This is a genomic window from Bacillus xiamenensis (assembly GCF_001857925.1).
GTDB lineage: Bacteria > Bacillota > Bacilli > Bacillales > Bacillaceae > Bacillus > Bacillus xiamenensis.
Map to the genome: position 1 here is coordinate 1,797,972 of NZ_CP017786.1, position 21,073 is coordinate 1,819,044.

The 21,073-nt window shown below is 39.7% G+C and carries 17 protein-coding genes, 1 pseudogene and 1 riboswitch; of the genes and pseudogenes, 10 read left to right on the forward strand and 8 right to left on the reverse strand.

Annotation, left to right across the window (positions count from 1 at the left end; translation table 11 throughout):
- Nucleotides 1-84 precede the first annotated feature (84 nt).
- The 5 genes from BK049_RS09095 (at nucleotide 85) to bglH (ending at nucleotide 6,590) form a co-directional block, all read left to right on the forward strand.
- Complete coding sequence (locus BK049_RS09095; protein WP_008355604.1) at nucleotides 85-927, forward strand: methyl-accepting chemotaxis protein; 843 nt, start codon at nucleotides 85-87, stop codon at nucleotides 925-927.
- Nucleotides 928-1,099: 172 nt separating this feature from the next.
- Entirely contained in the window at nucleotides 1,100-1,915 is an 816-nt protein-coding gene (locus BK049_RS09100; RefSeq protein ID WP_008355602.1) for a YwqG family protein, read from the forward strand.
- 221 nt (nucleotides 1,916-2,136) lie between these two features.
- Nucleotides 2,137-2,970 carry a BglG family transcription antiterminator LicT gene (gene licT, locus BK049_RS09105; RefSeq protein WP_008355583.1) on the forward strand — a complete coding sequence of 278 codons (834 nt, stop codon included), beginning with the start codon at nucleotides 2,137-2,139 and terminating at the stop codon, nucleotides 2,968-2,970.
- 322 nt (nucleotides 2,971-3,292) lie between these two features.
- Complete coding sequence (locus BK049_RS09110; protein WP_071168349.1) at nucleotides 3,293-5,200, forward strand: beta-glucoside-specific PTS transporter subunit IIABC; 1,908 nt, start codon at nucleotides 3,293-3,295, stop codon at nucleotides 5,198-5,200.
- Nucleotides 5,172-6,590, forward strand: a complete 1,419-nt coding sequence (gene bglH / locus BK049_RS09115) for an aryl-phospho-beta-d-glucosidase (RefSeq protein ID WP_071168350.1) — start codon at nucleotides 5,172-5,174, stop codon at nucleotides 6,588-6,590. Before BK049_RS09110 ends, bglH begins: the two co-directional genes overlap by 29 nt.
- A gap of 133 nt (nucleotides 6,591-6,723) precedes the next feature.
- Here bglH and BK049_RS09120 read toward each other — a convergent pair.
- A pseudogene (locus BK049_RS09120) lies at nucleotides 6,724-8,015 on the reverse strand (transposase).
- Between the two features lie 278 nt (nucleotides 8,016-8,293).
- Here BK049_RS09120 and BK049_RS09125 point away from each other — a divergent pair.
- The 4 genes from BK049_RS09125 (at nucleotide 8,294) to BK049_RS09140 (ending at nucleotide 12,034) form a co-directional block, all read left to right on the forward strand.
- On the forward strand, nucleotides 8,294-8,728 hold the full coding sequence (locus tag BK049_RS09125; RefSeq protein WP_034324807.1) for a hypothetical protein: 435 nt from the start codon (nucleotides 8,294-8,296) through the stop codon (nucleotides 8,726-8,728).
- Between the two features lie 63 nt (nucleotides 8,729-8,791).
- Nucleotides 8,792-10,258, forward strand: coding sequence for a hypothetical protein (locus BK049_RS09130; RefSeq protein ID WP_071168351.1), 1,467 nt, complete (start codon nucleotides 8,792-8,794; stop codon nucleotides 10,256-10,258).
- Nucleotides 10,245-10,922: an ATP-binding cassette domain-containing protein gene (locus BK049_RS09135; RefSeq protein ID WP_232532097.1), complete on the forward strand. Its 678-nt coding sequence runs from the start codon at nucleotides 10,245-10,247 to the stop codon at nucleotides 10,920-10,922. Before BK049_RS09130 ends, BK049_RS09135 begins: the two co-directional genes overlap by 14 nt.
- Nucleotides 10,919-12,034 (forward strand): hypothetical protein, encoded by a 1,116-nt coding sequence (locus tag BK049_RS09140; protein WP_071168353.1) that lies wholly within the window; start codon nucleotides 10,919-10,921, stop codon nucleotides 12,032-12,034. Before BK049_RS09135 ends, BK049_RS09140 begins: the two co-directional genes overlap by 4 nt.
- A 119-nt stretch (nucleotides 12,035-12,153) precedes the next feature.
- Here BK049_RS09140 and BK049_RS09145 read toward each other — a convergent pair whose 3' ends face one another.
- The 5 genes from BK049_RS09145 to BK049_RS09165 all read right to left on the reverse strand — a co-directional run bounded on the left by BK049_RS09145 (nucleotide 12,154) and on the right by BK049_RS09165 (nucleotide 18,304).
- A complete protein-coding gene (locus BK049_RS09145) occupies nucleotides 12,154-13,275 on the reverse strand; it encodes a 5-methyltetrahydropteroyltriglutamate--homocysteine S-methyltransferase (protein WP_071168354.1) in 1,122 nt (373 codons plus the stop codon).
- A gap of 87 nt (nucleotides 13,276-13,362) precedes the next feature.
- A riboswitch (SAM riboswitch) is annotated at nucleotides 13,363-13,475 on the reverse strand.
- 82 nt (nucleotides 13,476-13,557) lie between these two features.
- Nucleotides 13,558-14,877, reverse strand: a complete 1,320-nt coding sequence (locus BK049_RS09150; RefSeq protein ID WP_008355563.1) for a gluconate:H+ symporter — start codon at nucleotides 14,875-14,877, stop codon at nucleotides 13,558-13,560.
- A 50-nt stretch (nucleotides 14,878-14,927) separates the two neighbouring features.
- Complete coding sequence (locus BK049_RS09155; RefSeq protein WP_071168355.1) at nucleotides 14,928-16,349, reverse strand: four-carbon acid sugar kinase family protein; 1,422 nt, start codon at nucleotides 16,347-16,349, stop codon at nucleotides 14,928-14,930.
- Between the two features lie 6 nt (nucleotides 16,350-16,355).
- The gene (gene garR, locus BK049_RS09160) at nucleotides 16,356-17,249 is read right to left on the reverse strand and encodes a 2-hydroxy-3-oxopropionate reductase (RefSeq protein WP_071168356.1); all 894 of its coding nucleotides are present in this window, start codon (nucleotides 17,247-17,249) and stop codon (nucleotides 16,356-16,358) included.
- 197 nt (nucleotides 17,250-17,446) lie between these two features.
- Nucleotides 17,447-18,304 (reverse strand): MurR/RpiR family transcriptional regulator, encoded by an 858-nt coding sequence (locus tag BK049_RS09165; RefSeq protein ID WP_174549226.1) that lies wholly within the window; start codon nucleotides 18,302-18,304, stop codon nucleotides 17,447-17,449.
- A 160-nt stretch (nucleotides 18,305-18,464) separates the two neighbouring features.
- Here BK049_RS09165 and BK049_RS09170 point away from each other — a divergent pair, with 160 nt between their 5' ends.
- Nucleotides 18,465-19,142, forward strand: a complete 678-nt coding sequence (locus BK049_RS09170; RefSeq protein ID WP_008355557.1) for a DUF3298 and DUF4163 domain-containing protein — start codon at nucleotides 18,465-18,467, stop codon at nucleotides 19,140-19,142.
- 96 nt (nucleotides 19,143-19,238) lie between these two features.
- On the opposite strand, the gene BK049_RS18860 is transcribed toward BK049_RS09170, so the two are convergent.
- The gene (locus BK049_RS18860; RefSeq protein ID WP_082194719.1) at nucleotides 19,239-19,418 is read right to left on the reverse strand and encodes a hypothetical protein; all 180 of its coding nucleotides are present in this window, start codon (nucleotides 19,416-19,418) and stop codon (nucleotides 19,239-19,241) included.
- A gap of 288 nt (nucleotides 19,419-19,706) precedes the next feature.
- The gene (gene pepT, locus BK049_RS09175) at nucleotides 19,707-20,939 is read right to left on the reverse strand and encodes a peptidase T (protein ID WP_008355555.1); all 1,233 of its coding nucleotides are present in this window, start codon (nucleotides 20,937-20,939) and stop codon (nucleotides 19,707-19,709) included.
- Between the last annotated feature and the right edge of the window lie 134 nt (nucleotides 20,940-21,073).

Genomic DNA, 21,073 nt, shown 5'->3' on the forward strand with positions numbered 1-21,073 from the left:
TGGGACGCATTACAGGCTGTAATAGATCATATAACGAACCGATATAGAGGGTGTACTGAGAAAAGAGAGGATGAACGTGAGCGAATGTCACAAAGAATTGTTGAAAACATAATAGCCACTTTACCCATCGTTGGACTAGCTATGCGAGAGCAACTCACCTTTTCTGTTTTAGGTAAAGAGAAGGTACTTTATTATCAGCAACACGGGGATATTAACTTGGGGTTTAAAACTGGTGATGCAGTTGATGAGGGATTTCAAAATTTTTCTATGCTGAAAAATGGCCGAGAGGCATCATTTATCCAAGTTCCTCAAGAGGTGTACGGAATTCCATTGGATATCGTAGCCGTACCAATCACAGATGAGACAGGTCAAGTGGTAGCTGTCTTTTGTGTTGCTTATGATCAGTCAAATCAACAACGATTAGAACACATTATGACAGAAAGTAACCAAGCTTCTGAAAAACTAGTCGCGATGGTCCAGCAAGTGGCCGCACATTCAGAGGAACTACAAGCGACAAGTGAACAAATTCTACAAAATACAAAAGCCACTGTCGAAAATTCTTCTAAAATCAATCAAGTGTCCAATCTCATTAAAGGAATTTCTGATCAAACAAACTTACTTGGACTCAATGCATCCATTGAGGCTGCAAGAGTAGGTGAAGCAGGGGCAGGCTTTGGAGTGGTCGCAACAGAGGTCAGAAAACTTTCAACCCACGCCAAGCAAGCCACAACGGATATCGAAGCAGCATTGAAAGATGTGCAGGGCTCGATTAAAGGAATGGAAGAAGAAATTGCACAAATTGTAGCTTCTTCTGAACATCAAGCAGAGCTTGTCAGCACTTTCACAAAAATTATTGAAGGACTTCATGAAACAAACGAAACGATGAAAACATTAGCAGATGACTTAGTAAATTATCAAGTAAAATAAAAACTTTTTGACCAAAACCTCCAGCTAGATCGGAGGTTTTTTAACGTTTTAAGGTGAGGTATTTGTCAGAATATTGACCGGTTGATCGCTGACAGGTAGGGTACACTTCTGTATGATAGAAAAAGAGATACCTGTTTGATCACTAGACCGATTCATAAGGAGGAAGATCATCGTGACACAATCAGCAAAGCTGCAAGAAGTACTAGCGCCTTACCGTACATTGTTAGATCAAACCAAAAAACCAAAGATTGAATTACAAATGAAGCAAGGAAAAACAGGACCTTATGACAGTAAAATAGCAGGTGATCCCTACTTCCCAAAGACCGATGAATATCCAGTGGATGCTGAAGGTCATCCTATGAAGCTATTGGCACAAATTAATTTCGGCCAGCTGCCGAAGCTGAAAGATTATCCAGAAACAGGACTTTTGCAAGTCTTTATTTCTGTGCATGATGATCTTTATGGAATGAATATTGACCATAAAACAGAACAAAAAGATTTCCGGATCAAATTTATTGAAGAACCTTTCTTAGCAGAAGAAGAGTTATTGACTGATTTTTCTTTTGTGAAAATTCCAGACGATTTTTATTTTCCCGTTACGAAGGAAGGCGCAATTACAGGTGAATTAGCAAGCGAAACGATCAGTGTAGGAGATTTCCGCTTTGAAAAAGTCACAGGAAAGCATAGCTGGGACCTATTCGAAGATGCAGTTGGTATTGATGGTGATGAAGCAGATACCCTGTTGGATGAATTCTATGAAACAGCGAGTGGCTTTGGTCACAAATTGGGCGGGTATCCAGGGTTTACACAAGAAGACCCGCGTACTTATGAAGATCAAGAACATACCGTTCTGTTATTGCAAATTGACTCAGATGATGAAGTAGATATGTTGTGGGGAGATTGCGGAATCGCCAACTTTTTTATCAAACCAGAAGACCTCAAACGAAAGAATTTCGAGAATGTCGTCTATAATTGGGATTGTTCCTAATTTTATCAAAAGCACTCTTTTATAGAGTGTTTTTTGTCTGCTTTTAGACTTTTTTGCCTCTATTTCATCATTTCTGAGAGGGAATATGTCATTCTTTCTAGTTGACCGTATCAAAAAAAAATGTAAAATCATCTTAAAGTCCTCTTTTTTGAAAATAATAATAAAATGACATATCAACAATGAAATGCTTGAAAAAGCGGAATGTACTGGGGGGGGATCAATTGATCATTTCGAAAGTAATCAATAATAATGTGGTCAGTGCTTATGATGACGAGCAGCATGAGCTGGTCATTATGGGCAGAGGAATTGCGTTTCAAAAGAAAAGCGGAGATCCGATTGACGAAGAACGTATCGAAAAAGTATTTTCCATTCAAAATAAAGATATATCAGAAAAATTCAAAACCCTGCTTTACGATATTCCAATTGAGTATATGCAAGTGTGTGAGGCGATTATTGATCATGCGAGAACGAGCCTGAACAAAAATTTAAATGACAGTATCTATGTCACGTTGACGGATCATATCACCTTTGCCATTGAACGTCATCAAAAAGGAATGGACATTAAAAATGCTTTGCTTTGGGAAATCAAACGGTTGTATAAAGATGAGTTTATGTGCGGTGTAGAAGCAATTCGCATCATACAGGACAAGCTCAACATCCGCCTTCCTGAGGATGAAGCAGGTTTTATTGCCATGCATATCGTCAATGCAGAGCTCAATGAGGAAATGCCAAACGTTATTCAAATCACAAAGCTGATTCAAGATATTTTGAACATCGTCAAATATCACTTTCAAATTGATTTGGACGAGGAATCATTAAATTATTTCCGTTTTGTCACGCATTTAAAGTTTTTTGGACAACGTCTGTTTAACGAAACACAAATGGAAAATCAAAATGAATTTCTGTATGAAGTGGTAAAGGAAAAAAACACAGCAGCTTTTCAATGTGCTGAGAAAATTAATGATTATGTTCAGAAAGAATACAACCGAAGTCTCATAGAAGATGAGATGTTATACTTAACTTTGCATATCGATCGAGTCATAAAAAGAAAATAAATCAAAAAGAAAGCGTTGACATCACAAAATTAACATGATAATTTATAACTATAAACTCAATAACCCACAATCTTTTAGGATTGTTACTGGTCAAGCAGGCAAAACCTAAATCATTGTCCCTATCTTTGATAAGGCATGATTTAGGTTTTTTTGCATCTAAAGACTGATAAAATTGAATAACGATCAATCGCTATGAAGGATTGTTACTGGTCAAGCAGGCAAAACCTAAATATCGATTAATGTCTGAATCGCTATTTTTCGGGCATTAATGGATGTTTAGGTTTTTTCTATAAAATGAAATCAACGATTGGAGGGTAACACAATGAACCACAAACAAACAGCAAAAGAAGTTCTAGAGCTAGTCGGCGGTGAAAAGAATGTCAAGCACGTCACACATTGTATGACAAGACTTCGCTTTAACTTATACGATGAGAGCAAGGCGGATAAGGAGAAGCTGCAATCAACAGATGGCGTCATGGGTGTGAATCAAAGCGGTGGTCAATACCATGTCATTATCGGCAACGACGTATCAAACGTCTATCAAGCGATGGTTGCTGATTCAGGGCTATCAACAGAGGTAAAGTCAGGCGGCACAGAAGAAGAAACAAAACAAAATGTATTGTCAAAACTTTTCGATTTTATCTCTGGTGTCTTCACACCGATTCTTCCAGCCATCGCTGGAGCCGGTATGATCAAAGGAATATTGGCACTCATGCTGACGTTCCAGTGGATATCAGATAAAAGCAGCACATATACCATTTTAACAGCAATCGGAGACGGAGCTTTTTACTTCTTACCAATCCTGCTTGCTGTAAGCGTAGCCAGAAAACTGGGCACAAATCAGTATATTGCCGCAGCCATTGCTGCAGCAGCGCTGCATCCACAGCTAACCGCTTTACTTGGTGCAGGAAATACAGAATTTCTAGGCTTGCCAGTGGTAGCCGTTGTGTACTCTTCATCGGTGATTCCGATTCTGCTCACAATCTGGCTTGGCTCATATGTTGAAAGATTCGCAGAAAAATATAGTCCGAAATCATTAAAAATCATCCTTGTTCCAACGGTTACACTTCTTGTCGTTGTGCCAATTATGCTCATAGCAGTTGGACCGATTGGTGCCATTATCGGAAATGGCCTTTCAGGCGGAATTGATTTATTGTTTAAACATGCAGGTATTTTAGCAGGACTCTTAATCGGCGGCTTCATGTCACCATTGATCATTACGGGTATGCACTACGCACTTGTTCCAATCATGATTAACAACATTACGTTAAACGGTTTTGATTACATTATCCCAATGATGTTTGTTGCCAATATGGCACAAGCCGGTGCAGCATTTGGTGTCTTCTTAAAATCAAGAAACAAAACATTCAAGTCATTGGCAATGTCAACAAGTATCACAGCATTAATGGGTATTACGGAACCTGCTATGTATGGTGTCAACATGAGATTGAAAAAACCGTTCATTGCAGCCCTCATCGGTGCGGCAACAGGCGGCGTGTTCATGTCCATCTTTAAAGTAAAATCCTATGTGGTGTCTGGATCAGCAGGTATTCCAGGTATCCCAACGTTCATTGGACCAACGTTTGTTTACTCGATCATTGGTTTAATCATCGGCTTTGTCGTAGCAACCATCATGACACTTGTGCTTGGATTTAAAGATGTACCAGTGAAAGATGATACAAAAGCAGACAAACCAGAAGAAAATAAAGATACAACAGCGCTTCAAAATGAAGTGGTACAAAGCCCGCTTGAAGGTCAACTAAAGCCGCTAAATCAAGTAAATGATGCAACATTCTCTAATGAAATCATGGGCAAAGGAGCTGCCATTGTACCAACAGTTGGACGAGTGGTTGCACCGTTCAACGGCAAGGTTGAAACCATTTTCCAAACGAAACATGCCATCGGTTTAAAGAGTGATCAAGGCACAGAGCTTCTCATCCATGTCGGAATTGATACAGTAAAACTTGGCGGAAAGCATTTCACAACTCATGTGCAGTCAGGTGATATTGTCCAGGCAGGAGATGTACTCGTTGAATTTGATATCAACGGCATTCAGCAAGATGGTTATGACGTAACCACACCGATTATTGTCACAAACACAAACGATTTTGCGCGAGTTGATGCGAAAACAGATGGTACGATTACAGTGAAAGAAACACTGCTTACAGTCAGTGTGGAAGAAAATGAGGAGGGCATTCAACATGACCAAATTAGAAAAAACATTTCCTAAAGGTTTCTTATGGGGCGGCGCAGTAGCAGCCAACCAAATTGAAGGCGCTTATAACAAAGATGGAAAAGGCTTATCTACAGCTGACGTATCACCGCATGGCATTATGCATCCATTCGATGAGTCAATGAAAGACCTTAACTTATACCATGATGCGATCGATTTCTATCATCGCTATAAAGAAGATATTGCCCTTTTTGCAGAAATGGGATTCAAATGCTTCAGACTATCTATATCTTGGCCGCGTATTTTCCCAAATGGCGACGATGCTGAACCAAATGAAGCTGGACTCGCTTTCTATGACAAAGTATTCGATGAACTGCATAAGCATGGAATCGAGCCGGTTGTCACCATTTCTCATTATGAAATGCCGCTTGCACTTGTGAAAAACTATGGCGGCTGGAGAAACCGTAAGCTTGTGGGCTTTTACGAAACCTATGCCAAAACATTGTTCACTCGTTATAAAGACAAAGTGAAATATTGGATGACTTTCAACGAAATCAACGTCGTGTTACATGCACCTTTCACAGGTGGCGGCCTTGTATTTGAAGAGGGCGAAGACGAGAAGAGCATTCAATATCAAGCAGCACATCACCAATTTGTTGCAAGTGCTCTAGCTGTCAAAGCAGGACACGAAATCATTCCAGATGCGAAAATAGGCTGTATGATTGCAGCTATGACGACATATCCGTACAGCTCAAGACCGGAAGATATGTTTGCTGCGATTGAACAAGATCGTAAAACATTGTTCTTCTCAGATGTACAGGCAAGAGGCTATTACCCTGGATACATGAAACGTTATTTCCTGGAAAATAACATCAACATTGAATTCCAAGACGGTGACGAAGACATTCTAAGAAACCATACAGTGGACTATATTGGGTTTAGTTACTATATGAGCTTCGTGGCAAGTACAGACCCTGCAATCCTTGATCAGGCGGAAGGTGGAAACCTATTTGCTGGCGTGAAAAACCCTTACCTAGAAGCAAGTGATTGGGGCTGGCAAATTGATCCGAAAGGACTTCGTACGACACTGAATCAGCTGTATGACCGCTATCAAAAACCATTGTTTATTGTAGAAAATGGATTGGGCGCTGTCGATCAAGTAGAAGAAGACGGATCCATTCAAGACGATTACCGAATTGATTACCTGAGAAGCCATTTGTTAGAGGCAAGAGAAGCCATCGCAGACGGTGTGGATCTCATCGGCTATACAAGCTGGGGCCCAATTGACCTTGTCAGTGCTTCAACAGCGGAAATGAAAAAACGCTACGGCTTCATTTATGTCGACCGTGATAATGAAGGAAACGGTACATTAGAGAGAAAGAAAAAGAAAAGCTTTGATTGGTATAAGCAAGTGATTGCTACGAATGGTGAGCATTTAGATGCATAAATAATAAAAAACAAAAAACCACTCATTACCATGAGTGGTCAGATTGTAGAGAAACTCATGTTTTTCTACAATCTTTTTTATTTTCAGCGTAAGTATGATGGATAAGATTGAATGAAAAAGGCCTCCCACACACCTAGCCTAACTTCGCTAGGTGTGTGGCAATCTTCTTCATGTTCTGACAGGCAGCTGTGAGAAGCACTTGCTCACTCACATTTTGTTTTCCCCTCAACCGGCAGTAGCGAAGCCCATGCAGTTGTTTTGAATCTGCAAAGCTTCGCTCTATTTTTTCTTTTCTTTTTTTGTATAGCTCTTTTCCAGCGGGAGACAGACGATTTTGTCTGACCTTTTCTTTATGTTCCTCCCACACATGTCTTGAGATGACCTTTTGATGATTTTTAGATCTTGTACAGTTTTCAAGAAAAGGACACGAAGCACATTTTTTGGGATCTGATTTGTAGAACCTATAACCTTTTCGATCAGTTGTGGTATATGAAAGCTTTTCACCATTCGGGCATATGTAGTGATCGTGTTCAGAATCATACTGAAATTTCCACTTCTCGAATAATCCTCTTGTTGGATGAAAGCGTCTATGTGCGATAACACCAAAAATACGTCGATCGGATAAACCTTTACAGATTGGGGTTGTCAAATAACCAGAATCAAGGGCAACAGCTTCTACTTGAAAACCAAATCGTGCGATTTGGTGATCCAGTCGTTCAAGATATGGTACAGAATCGTGGACATTACCTGGTGTGACATGAGCATCAGTGATGATATTGTACTTCATATCTGTTGTACGGTGGTCTAGGTAGAAAAAGCCTTCTGGCTTGTTTTCACTTCCTCTTTTACCTTTAAGGGCTTTTTTCCGTGTGCCATCCGATCTTCTTGGATCGCTTCTTCTAAATCATTTATATAGTTCTGGGTATCTTGTTCAATCGTTTTTCTCGTATATTTATGTTTATTGGCATTGGCTTTAAGATGAGTTGAATCAGTAAAAAGAACGCGGCCTCCTACCATATCATGATTGATAGCTTGAAGCACGATCTCGTCGAAAATGTCTTGAAAAATCGTTGTATCTTTGAATCGAGTGCGACGATTCCAGCTAATGGTCGAGTGATGAGGAACGGGATCATTGATGTTCAAACCTAAAAACCATCTATACGCCATGTTATAGTAAATTTCTTTTTCAAGTTGTCTTTCAGAACGGATACCGTACAGGTATCCGATAAACATCATTTTGAACAAAATAAGTGGATCAAGAGAAGGGCGACCTTTATTCTCGCTATAATACGGTCTTACTTTATCTACGATAAATGAAAAATCAATGTACTGATCAATTTTACGAAGCAGGTGATCCTCTTCGACCAGTTGATCTAGCAATACAAATTCGGCTTCGTGCTGAGAAGAATTTCTAGTGTGGAACATGAGAAAAACACCTTCCTTTAGTAGGCTTTTCTCTATTATAAAATGAGAAGATGTAAATTTTAAGGAAAAAATAAAGCTGTCGAGATTTTCTCGACAGCCTGGCCACTCATTACCATGAGTGGTTTTGTTTTTTTACAATTAACAAATATATATGAATTATATTAAAAGTTTGTGAGGATTGTCGTGATATGTCGATCGATAGTAGTTGATATAAAATTGGTAATATAGGATAATCATCCCTATTGCGGAATAACTGTATCGAGAAATCGGGGGAAGATATGTCTAAATTCAAATTTTTATATCTAGCTATTATTTTTGTAGTTGCATCATCATTATTTTATGTTCAAGATGCTCAAGCTTATAGAGCAGTAAAAACAATTTCTAAGGTAACGGCTAAAGCGGATTTACCGTATTGGTCTGATCTTAAAGGTTGCGGTAAATTTAAAGCTCAAAGTCAAACAACACGTACAGGCTTTAAGAAACTTCACCACGATGTCAGTTTTTACACTGTTGGAGGAAGTGTTTCTGCTCCAGGAACGGGAGCTACAGGAAGTGCATCAAGTAAATCTTATAGTAAGTCAACGAAAGGTAAAATCTACACTACTTCAGGTAACGTTTGTGCAGGCGGATTAGCTATTTATCTTGGTATGTATACGACAACTGAAGTAGATCAAAATAGCAGCAGAACTTACACAGCTACAGCTAAAATCTAAATCTAAAAGTCAATTGATTCAGTTATTCCGCACTTATTTCAATTAGTATTAGGAGAATACAACATGTATAGAATACTAATATTTATCATCTCAATGATCTTGATTGTAACGGGATGTAGTCAAAATGAAAAGATATCTATGCAACGAAAGATATATAACAAAGACTTTTTACGTACTATCCACTCTTATATGAAAAGTGAGTCAGGAGGTCAAGTCTTTGAGGTCAATAGTCAGCAAGAGCAACCATCCGAATTAATTCAAAACACGCTAGCCCTTTACCAAAAAAATCATGGTCACGATCGTAAACAAGTAGAGTGTAGGGAAGAAAAAAATCAATTTTTCTGTAAGGTGGCACTTTCTCGCAGTGTGAATAAAAGTCAATTTTCAAAGAAAGATATTACCGGTATGGATTCCTATTTAAATCTTTTTTTATTATATAATGTTTTTACTGAAATTAAGGATTCTAAAGGTGTTAAACTAGTCAATGAAACTTTCTCCAAATTGGAAAAGCCGTCTCCGAAAGATAAAATAGAGTACCATTATTATTTAATATTGACATCATATTTCCATCATAAGGTACCTTCCTTTTTAGAGAAAGAGATTCAATCTAACTTGGAACAATATACAAGTCTATCTCTTTTTGATTATGACGAGCCTATCATTCTTTACGCATCTCTTATATTGGCGAATATGTTAGAGGTAGAACCAAATGTGAAACATTTAACGAAGATTTATTTTAATGAAGGTAACCAAAAAACCATTTTGTTTAGAGATGAAATTACATATTGGTTTCACTTTCAAATCATTCAGTTATTACAGGATATGAATCATAAAAAAGAGAGCGACCTTACTTTTAACATTCCTTCAGATTATAAGCCTTTTCCTTCACTATTTTACTCATTAGATTCTTTAAGGAATCTTTATTTAATGTCAAACATTTTTTCTAGTGCTGATTTTGACCAAGCAGAAGAATATAGACAGATTTTAACTAATAGATATGAAGGTTTACTAGAAGATGAACATCAATTAAGCAGTTATCAAAATCAGTTTTTCGCAAAGCAAATCACGAGTGAACTAGGTTTACCGTTTGACGAAACATCGATCCCTGGTGGCGCGTGTCAAAACATAGAGAACAGTAGTGAAATGTACTATTGTTTTAAACTTAAAGGGGAAAAAGCCGATAAGAGTATTGTGAAGTGGAGCGATTCGGATGATTTATTAACAACACTTATGAAATATGATATTGTAGACATAAATCAAGAAGATAAGAATAAATTGGTAGATATGTTTAATGAAGTTATTTCATATCATGGAGTTAATCATTACATTATTCTCAATTTATATACGGATCTTTTATTGCGCTATAACCTTAATGTGCCAAAAGATCAAATCAAGAAAAAAATTAAATCCTCCCAATGTGGTTTGGGTTATTGCACATCTAAAGGAAATTATGATTTTGAATTGGGTGTTTATGGCAATCACACACTTAATTTGTTAGAGGGGATTGAGATGGCTAGTGAACTTAGATAATAAAGGAGATACGTCGATTCTAAAGATCGATAACCTTGGCTTTCGATATGGGGATGCAACCATATTAAAAGATTTATCTTTACATATTCAAGGCTCTGGCCTTTATGCCCTTCATGGGGAAAGTGGTAGTGGGAAGACGACATTTATTAACATTATTGCGTTGATTCAAAAACCGAGTGCCGGGAAGATGACGTTGTTCAATCAATCCATTGACTTTACGAATCAAGAACAGGTTGATGAATACCGCAAGAAAATTGCCTATTTCTTTCAAGATTTGAACCTGATTGAGTCTTTGACTGTGAGAGAGAATCTACATGTCATCTCGTTAATCAATGAACAAGAAATCTCAAATGAAAGATTAGCAGAACAGGCTAAGAAGCTCAAAATGAGCGAGAAACTTGATGTAACAGTGAGTAACCTATCAGGTGGAGAAAGGCAGCGCGCGGCTTTTTTGAAAATCATGCTGTTTGATTATTCACTGATTCTTTTAGATGAACCAACAAATAACCTTGATAAAGATAATATTCAGATGATGCTTGGTATGTTATCTGAATTGAAGAAAACGAGGACAATTTTAGTCGTTACACACTCTGATATCGTTGTGCAACAAGCCGATGTCGTCCTTCGTTTTGAAGACTTGAATAAAAGGAACCAATCCATATGAAAATGTTATTCGTGTTTGAGTATTTAAAAAAGAAACATCGATCGACTTTGAGAAAATTGGCTGTTTTGAATTTTGTTTTGCTGATGTTGATCTTTTTCTCTATATTTACTATCTTGATTTCAGCTGATAATATTTACAAAAACGTATTGACTAACGATCGGCTTTCAATGGTTTTAATTAATGGGTATTCGAAAACTGGTGAGTACGAGTACGATACAGATAAAATTAAGCGTATGCCGAATGTCAAAGACATTGTCTACGAATATGATGTCTCGTTATCTATCGAAGCAGATGGAGAAACGGATATATTATCAGCTCTATCCTTCAATCCGACAACCAAAGAGGCTGTGAGCTATGAGGGAGATCTAAAAGAGAACACCATCCTTCTTCCAGAAAGGTTCAAGGGTAAAAAAATCAAAGCCTATGATGGTGAAGTGGAGCCATTAGAAGCGAATATCGAGTACTATAAAGGTGAAGGTAACTATTTCTTAAAAGATTACGGTTACCTATCACCAGATCTGTACAAAAAACTGAGTAGTCAAATTAAGATTGGTGAGAACTACGATGGTGTTAGAACACTCATTGTTCATTTAAATAAAACCGAGGATATTTATGAGTTTGTGAACCAGTTTGATCGGATGTTTGATGAAGAGGACGTTTTTGTATACTATCAAGCGCAAGGGCTAGAGAAATTAGTTGCTAATTCAAAATTGTCATTTTTGTTGCTTGTCGTATTTCAGACCATTTTATTTGTGGTCATTGCTTTTATTTATCGAGGTCAGATGCATACACTAATTAGCATTTTGAATCGAGATTTGTTGTCCTTGTATTTAAATGGGATGTCACCCAAGGATATGATCAAGCAATTCTACCGTAGTATAGATAAGATGAATCTAAGAGTGTATATTGTGGCGGTAATACTCATTGCTGTCTTGGGTGCTTTGTTACTTGGACAATTACCAGGAGAGGTCATTTTATGGATTGGCGGTACAGCAGTTGGACTTCTTCTCGTCTTGGTTATACTGAATAAATGGTTTGTGCGCTACATCATCACAAAACGTATGAAGAAAGAACTGTCAAAAGAGAATATCGTATCAAGATTGCGAAACTAAGAAAAGAAAGATGTAGACAAAACCTCGCATTCTTTGTCAACAACCTGAAGAACTGCTGAATGGCAGTTCTTTTTTTAATAAAAAAAGCCCTAAGCCAAGAGAGCTTAGGACTATACATTTTATTTCCACACTTGATCCGCAATCTCAATCACATGACGCAGCTTTTCCCATTGCTGCTCTTCTGTTAACAGATTGCCTTCCTCTGTTGAAGCAAATCCGCATTGCGGGCTCAAACAGATTTGGTTGATGTCCACGTATTGAGCCGCTTCCTCGATTCGTTTTTTGATCTGTTCCACTGGCTCAAGCTCGCCGTACTTTGACGTGATCAGGCCAAGTACGATTTGAAGGTTTGGATTCTTCACATATCGAAGGGGTTCAAATCCGCCAGAACGATCATCGTCGAATTCTAAAAAGAGACCATCCAGATCTAGGCCGTCAAAAATCGTTTCTGCTGCGGCTTCGTAGCCACCTTCAGCTGCCCAAGTCGATTTAAAATTACCACGGCAAATGTGCATTGTAATGACTAAATCATCTGGTCGATCGGCAACGGCTTCATTAATTGTTTTTGCAAACGACTCACGAAGTTCATTTTCCTCGCGGCCAAAGGCTTTGATTTGTTCATGTCCCTTTTCAGAGAAGAACACAGCCCATGCTGTATCATCTAGCTGTAAGTAGCGGCAGCCAGCATCATAAAATGCACGGATGGCTTTTTTATAAGCCTGTGCCACGTCATGGTGGAATTCATCTAAACTGTCATACACACCTTCATCTAGCTTGCCGCGGAAAAAGAGCATATTCGGGCTTGGAATCGTCATTTTAGCCGTATGATCACCCGCGATGCTGTGAAGGAAGCGATAATCCTCTAGCATTGGATGATCTGTAAAATCAATCTTGCCTGTTACCTTGATGCCTCTCGCTTTTGTCGTCGTGTTGTGGAATTGAATGCCCTGGTCTGCTTCAAATCCTTCGACTCCATCAAGTCCTTCTAGAAAGTCAAAATGCCACCATGCACGTCTGAATTCTCCATCTGTGACAACCTCTAATCCAATTTCCTTTTGCTTCTCTACAATACGTGTAATTTCCTCGTTTTCAATTTGCCTTAGCTGCTCTGCTGTCAGTGTACCGTCGGCTTTTTGCTTGCGAGCTTCTTTGATGCGCTCAGAACGAAGCAAACTCCCTACTTGATCTGCGCGAAATGGCGGCTTTGTTGTTTTCTTTCCGATGGTTTGTACTTGTGTCATGCTGAATCCCTTCTTTCTTCAGGTTAACATTCAAATAAAAAAGCTCTTCCTTGGATAAGGAAGAGCATCATATACTGTGAGATCTCTGCCTTATCTTCAAACAAGCATCAGCTTGTTTAAGGAATTAGCACCATTCTGTTCCGAGGAACAGCGGTTGCCGGGTTTCACAGGGCCAGTCCCTCCACCACTCTTAATAAGGTTACCTTTTGATTCAATTTTCTTAATAAACACAATTATTCAACCTTTTTGAGAAAAAGTCAATGGTTTTTACAATTTATTTTCCTACATGAACAAATCAGCGACGAGGACACCAGCTAGTCCGACAAGTGAAAGAACAGTCACCATCAATGTCCAAGTTTTAAAGGTTTGAGCCATCGACAGATTAAAGTATTCTTTGTAAATCCAGAAACCCGCATCATTCACATGAGAGAATGTAATACTCCCGGCACCTGTTGCAATCACCATTAATTCCGGGCTGACACCCGTCAAACCAATCAGCGGTGCAGAAATGCCAGCCGCTGTGAGACCGGCGACAGTGGCTGATCCTAAAGAGACACGAAGGACAGCGGCAATCAGCCAGGTGAGGAGCAGAGGAGACAGTGTGCTTCCTTGCATAATCCCTGCAATGTATTGATCAACACCGCTGTCAATGAGCACCTGTTTAAAGGCGCCGCCACCTGCAATGATCAATAGAATCATCGCAATGGAGCCAATTGAATCCGTAATCGACTTCATGACGTCCTGCATGCTCTTTCCTCTGCCAAGGCCAAATGTGTAGATGGCAAGCAGCACAGAGATTAATAGGGCGATCGCGGGCTCACCTAAAAACTCAGCCGCCGGTAGCAGTGGAGAGGACGGGAAGAAAATTTCTAAACATGCTCTGAATGTCATGAGCAATACAGGCAAAACAGCGGTGAAAATGCTAATGCCGAAGCTAGGCATTTCATCTTCTGTAAATTCCTTTGGATTAAATAAATTCTTTGGAATGTGTGCGTGCAGTTGATCCTTTTTAAATAGTTTTGTAAAGAGAAGTCCGCCTACTAAAACAGCAGGAATCGCTAAAATGATTCCAATTAATAAGGTTTGTCCCATATTGGCTTGAAATACATTGGCAATGGCTGTCGGCCCTGGGTGAGGAGGGAGGAAGCCGTGTGTTGTAATGAGTGCAGCGACGAGCGGCATTCCCACATACAACACAGGAAGTCTTGCGGCTTGAGCAATGGTAAAGACTAATGGAATGAGAATGATGAATCCGGTTTCATAAAATAGAGCAATTCCGATAACAAAACCAGTCAGCATCGTCGCCCATTGAATTTTTCCGATACCAAATCGGTCGATGAGTGTCATCGCGATACGCTGAGCACCGCCAGAATCAGCCATCAATTTACCAAGCATCGCTCCAAAACCAAGAACCAATGCTAAGTGACCGAGTGTGCTTCCGAGCCCTTTTTCGACAGATGCGATCGCTTCAAGTGGTGACATGCCCTCTAACACGGCAACAATTAAAGAGACAATAATCAATGAAATGAAAGCGTTTAACTTAAAGACCACCATAAGTAAAAGTAATAACAAAACGCCAAGTCCAATAAAAACTAATGACATGATCTTTCCTCCTTTGTGTTGCATGAGGGAGCGTGAACACTCCCTATGCTTTATCCTTCAAGTATGTCTACAGCTTCTTTTAACGTATCCTTTGAGCCAACATTTCCCGGGAAAATCACATAAGACATGAATGGGAATTTACTGTCTTCTCCTGTTTGCCAAACGGGAATACCTGGTCGAATTTGACCGGCGACAGTCGCACGCTTGACGTTAAGACCCCTTGTTCCTATATCGCTTGAGGTAATTCCACCTTTGGCAATCAGATACTTAGGACGAATGGAGAGGCGCTGGACAATGCTTGTCACAGCATCACTAATTTGAACAGACAGCTTCAATTCTTCCTCTTGACGATCGTCCCCAAGATCAAGCCGTTCCCTCCTTGTATAAACAGCAACAGATTGCCCTGATGTTAACAACGCTTCAGTCTGTTGGATCACGCGGTCAATTTCCACTTGAAATGCTTCAGGTTCTAACACGAGGTGTGTATCGAACTCGATAAAAGCGATCTCTTTATTTTGTTGAAGTGCTTTTAATTGTTCCGTTGTTTTCTTGACATGGGAACCAACCATGATGAGACCACCGTGCTGGCTTTCTTCTTGGATCAAATCTTCTCTTGTTAATAAGGGTCGATCCTGAACCCCGCCAAGCACTTTTGTAAGAGCGGCCGCACTTCTAAATAGAAATTGCTGTCCTGCTTTGATGGCATCTATGAGGGCAGTGACAAAGACTTTGACATCATCATAGTCCACCGCATTCACAACCACCTTTTGAAAATTCTTCACGGTCATAAGCTGATTCTTGATCTGGTCAATGCGTAAAGCCCGTATATCCTCTAAAGAAATATAGGTAGTGTTCTCCTTTGTGAACGATCCGCCTGATTTCTCTTCAATCCACTCACCGAGATGAGAAGATTGAAATCCGAATGTACGATCTAGTGCAAACTCTGTCTCACCAGCAGGAATTAATTCGTGTCCTTCCTGTACGTAGTGAATATTGCCAATCGTAAAGCGCCCGCCTTCTTTAAAAAAGGGAAGAAGGATTTCGCCGTCAAATTGGTGGGAGCTTTGCTGTTCAATGGTTGTTCTGAGAATTTCAGTCTCTAGCGGGAAGTGTCCACGCAGGGTGGAATCCCCCCGGCTGACAATGATGAAATCTTGATCAAGCCGTTCAGCCGTTTTCACAATCGTTGATGCGATCGTTTCATGAAGAACCGTCGTTTCTTTCTCTGTCATACTGCGAGAGTTGGTTAAGATAAAGAACATACGGCTGTCTTCAAGAAAACCAGCTTCAATGCTTTTCTCTGACCAATCGGTGAAAACGGAGACGCCGTGTACGGTTTGAATGCCAGTTGGATCATCGTCTAATACAATGATTTTATGATGAAAATGGTTCAGTGCTTGTTCATATGCTGATTGGATACTATTTGAATCCGCTTTCGGAATGGTATTTAGTAAATCAATACTTTGTTTCATAAAGCCTCATCCCTTCTTCACTTCAACATGAGCCATTTTTTCGTAATATTGAACGATTCCGCCATGATCAAGTCCAGATTTTCCGTCCGCTTTGAGGGCGTGGAAGATTTCAAGCAGCTGACTAGAAAGCGGAAGAGGAACGCCAATATCATGGGCAGTTTCCATCACATTGGTTAAATCCTTTAAGTTGATGTCGATGCGTCCGCCAGGTTCAAAGTTTCGTTCTAAGATGAGCGGAACCTTTGCATCGAGAACAGCACTTCCTGCCAGTCCACCGCGAATAGCCTCATACATTTTATCAATCGCAATGCCTGACTTAGCGGCAAGAACAAGCGCCTCGGACATGGCAGCGATATTTAAGTTGACGATGATTTGATTCGCAAGCTTAGCGGTTGTACCGCTTCCATTTGATCCAACTAATACGACATCTGTGCCCATGGCATGCAGGACATCCTTCACTTGTTCGAAGATCGCTTCTTCGCCGCCCGCCATAATCGCCAGTGTTCCGTCAATCGCTTTCGGCTCTCCGCCGCTGACAGGTGCATCAATAAATTCGACCTGATGCTGTTTTGCCAGTGCAGCTAATGCTCTAGAAGTAACAGGTGAAATAGAGCTCATATCAATGATGACCGTGCCAGGTTTAGCGGCAGCTAAAATGCCCTGTTCACCTGCTACAACTGCTTCTACATGCTCACCCTTGGGAAGCATCGTGATTATGATATCGCTTTCAGATGCTGCCTCAGCAGCTGAAGTGGCGCCTTTTGCTCCTGCTTCTTTTAATGCTTGAACAGCTTCCGTATGAATATCGAAAACAGTCACAGTATGACCGGCTTTTAATAGATTAAGTGCCATAGGTTTTCCCATAATTCCTAATCCGATGAATCCAATTTGCTTCGTCATTTTGTCGCCTCCCATTTCGAAAACCCTTACAAAAAGCGCTTTCTTTTCTTTTTGTTAGTATATATACTATCTATTATATTTGATAGTAGGAAATAAACTATTGTTCATTTAATGTACATGACGTGATAGAACGTGTCAACGGAAAATATGAGGGAAGTCACAAAAAAAGACCGGAATCAGCTCCGGTCTTATGCCATTTATGTTTTATTTTTAGCTACGGCTAATCGAGATCGTTTGACGTTTTCGATCGCATGTGGTCCTAGTTCTAAAACAGCTGCAACGTACAGAACATCAATGATCACAAGCTGGTTAATACGGGAAATCATTGAGTCGGAGCGATAGGTTGTTTCTCTTGATGAACTGAGCAGATGAAAATCAGATCGCTTGGCGAGCTCTGATTTTGGATAGCTCGTGATCGAAGCGATTGCTGCTCCTTTTTCCTTAGCAAATTGCACGGCATCCAGGATTTCTCTGCTTTCTCCTGAATGTGAGATTGCAACGATAAAATCATGTTCCGTTGCATGGGTTGCAATCATATTCATCATATGAGGATCACTGCATAGACTCACTTCAAAACCAAGCTGAAGGAATTTATGATAGGCATCTCCAGCAATAAAACCGGATGCACCTGCTCCAAAGAAGACAGTTTTATGTGCCTGCTTCATTTTCTCAATAAACTTTGTCACAGCCTGGTCTTCTAGAATATGCTTCATATCCTGAATCGAGTTTGTTGTTAACTCTATGACTTTGTGTTTAATATCTGCGACACTATCAGATGCCTCGATCTCGCCGTATATTGATTGGGGCGTATTGGTCGCAATATCCTGCGCGATGTGGACGCGAAACACTTGATATGACTCATAGCCAATTTTTCGTAGAAACCGAAAGATCGTCGTTTCACTTGTGTTGCATTCAGCGGCGAGCGCACTAATGGAATGAAGCACAACTTTCTGAGGGTTTTGCAAAATGTAATTGGCAATCTTTTTCTGTGTTGGAGATAAACTATGAAACGTTGTTCTAATATGACTAAAAATATTCTCTTCTATGATAAACACCACACTTCATCTAACATTCTATATTAAGCATACAGGAACTAATGAAAACGGTAAACAAACCTGATGTGGAAAAAGAAAGGATAATATGGAAAAAATACTTTTTTGGTTCTTTTGTCATGGTATACTCAGTTGGTAATAGACAAAAATGGGGGTTTTTACTATGACAATGAAAAAGAGCTTAACGATCAGCCTGCTCATTTTTTCGCTGATTGTTTCGTTGTTTGCTCCAGTTGGATCTGCAGATGCCAAACAAGCAAAAAAAGCAAAAGTAAGCACACATTATTATAAGAAGAAAAAAACGTTCAAATATGCACAGGTGAAAAACCTTAGTAAGGCGCATATGAAAACCATCAACCATGATTTAAAAGAAGATATCGCATTCTCCTATTCTATGTACTTGTTCTTAAAGGACGAAGCGAAAAAAGAAGGCATTGGGAAGATCACGTACGAGAGATCGTTCGAAACGAAATTTAACAATGGGAAGAAACTAAGTTTCTTAAACTATGATTACATGAATGACGGCACCATGCATGGGGATACGATGGTCACGAGCATGAACTATGTGTTAACAAAGAAAAAGACAAAGCAGTTGTACTTAACAGATGTTGTGAAAACAAAGAAAAAACGCACGAAAGTAAGAGATTATATCTATAAATATACGAAGAAGCATAAAAGTAAATTCTATGCGGACCTGAAAAAAAGTGATATTCAAATCGACTACAACACGCAGTATTACTTCACGAAAAAGGGAATTGCAGTTGTCTTCCAGCCATATGAAATCGCACCATACTCTCAAGGAATCCCTATGATTCAAGTTCCTGCGAAGGTGTATAAATAAAAAAAGAGAAACGGCCATGAATTTGGTCGTTTTTGATGTGTCTGAATCGGTTATTTGCAAACAAAAAGAGCCCCTGATCAGGCTCTTCCTTTCAATTTATACTTGTTTGGGTGCATTGTGTAGTGGGTGGCGGCGTTTGCCGTTGTAGTGGCGGCGCATACGAAAGATTTCGAACTCCGAAAGCTCTGCGCTTTTTCGTTTTTGGGTGCGGTTATCTTTTTTGAAAGAGAGTAGTAAGTAGCAGCAAAGTGAAGCGATAATCAATAAAATCATCATATGACATTCCTCCAATTCATCCTATTCTTTCAGTGTAGACAGGGTGAGTGATGTTTATAACTGAAAATAAGCAGCAGACTCAGTTTAGTCCTTAAGGTTTAGTTTATCTGCTAATTTAGGTCTAAAATACTGGTCGTTTGTAACTATTATATTTCCAGTTATTTCACTCGTCAAGAAGAATTTTTCTGGGGTTGTCTCTATTAGTACGATTAAGTGTCACAGAAGTTTCAGAAAATTGTAAACTTTCATTAAAAAACCGTTCCCGAACAGGAACGGTTTTAAACATATTTATGCTTTTTCTTCAAATAAACGTGCAATTTCTACGATGACTTCTGTTGCTTTTAGCATGTTTTCCACAGAAATGAACTCATATTTACCGTGAAAGTTCTCTCCACCAGTAAAAATGTTTGGTGTTGGGAGTCCTTTATATGAAAGCTGTGAACCATCTGTGCCGCCGCGGATCGGTTCAATGACAGGTGTCACTGAGCGGTTTTCCATGGCTTCATGAGCGATGTCCACGATATGTTTCACCGGCTCAATTTTTTCTTTCATATTGTAATATTGATCCTGAATGCTGAGGGTAATGCTGTTTTCACCGTATACCGCTTTTAAGTCATTCGCGATTTTTTCAAATAATGCTTTGCGTTTGTTAAACTTTTCTTTATCAAAATCACGAATAATATATTGCAGCTCTGCTTCTTCTACTTCTCCTACAAACCTCGTGAGGTGGAAAAAGCCTTCGTATCCTTCTGTATATTCTGGAGATTCGTCTGAAGGAAGTTTGTTGTGAAAGAGCATTCCGATCTTCGCAGCACTGACCATTTTGTCTTTTGCTGTTCCTGGATGGACGCTGTTTCCTTTAATTGATACTTTTGCACCTGCTGCGTTGAAGCTTTCATATTGAAGCTCTCCAAGCGGCCCGCCGTCAATCGTATAAGCATAAGAAGCGCCAAAGGCATCAACATCAAATTTGTGCGGCCCTCTGCCGATCTCTTCGTCTGGTGTGAAGGCGACTCGAATTTTTCCATGCTTGATTTCTGGATGCTGAATGAGGTAATGCATGGCGGTCATAATTTCTGCGATACCTGCTTTGTTATCTGCACCAAGTAAGGTCGTGCCATCAGTGGTGATCAGTGTATGTCCTCGGTATTTTTGTAAATTTGGAAACTGAGCTGGAGATAAGACGATATGTAGATCTTCATTTAACGTAATGTTGCCGCCTTGGTAGTTCTCATGGATCTGCGGTTTTACATTTTTGCCAGTGAAGTCAGTGGCTGTGTCGATATGAGCCAGGAAGCCAATGGTCGGCACTTCTTTGTCTGTGTTAGATGGGATCGTTCCCATGACATAGCCGTTATCATCCATTGTCACTTCTTGAATGCCGATGTCTTTCATCTCTTCAACAAGCTGCCTCGCTAGGTTCAACTGTCCCTCAGTCGATGGACAGCTTTCTTTTTCTGCATCAGACTGGGTATCCACTTTTACATAACGTGTGAAACGCTGGATCATTTCGTCTTTCATCAATACGTCACTCCTTTTGTAGAATACGTTCATTTTATCATGTCTTGAATGTGCTTCGTAACAAAAAAGGCTTTCTCTGACAATTGGGGAGAAAAAAGGCCTACTTTTATTTTGTGATGTGCTGAATGGTTCTT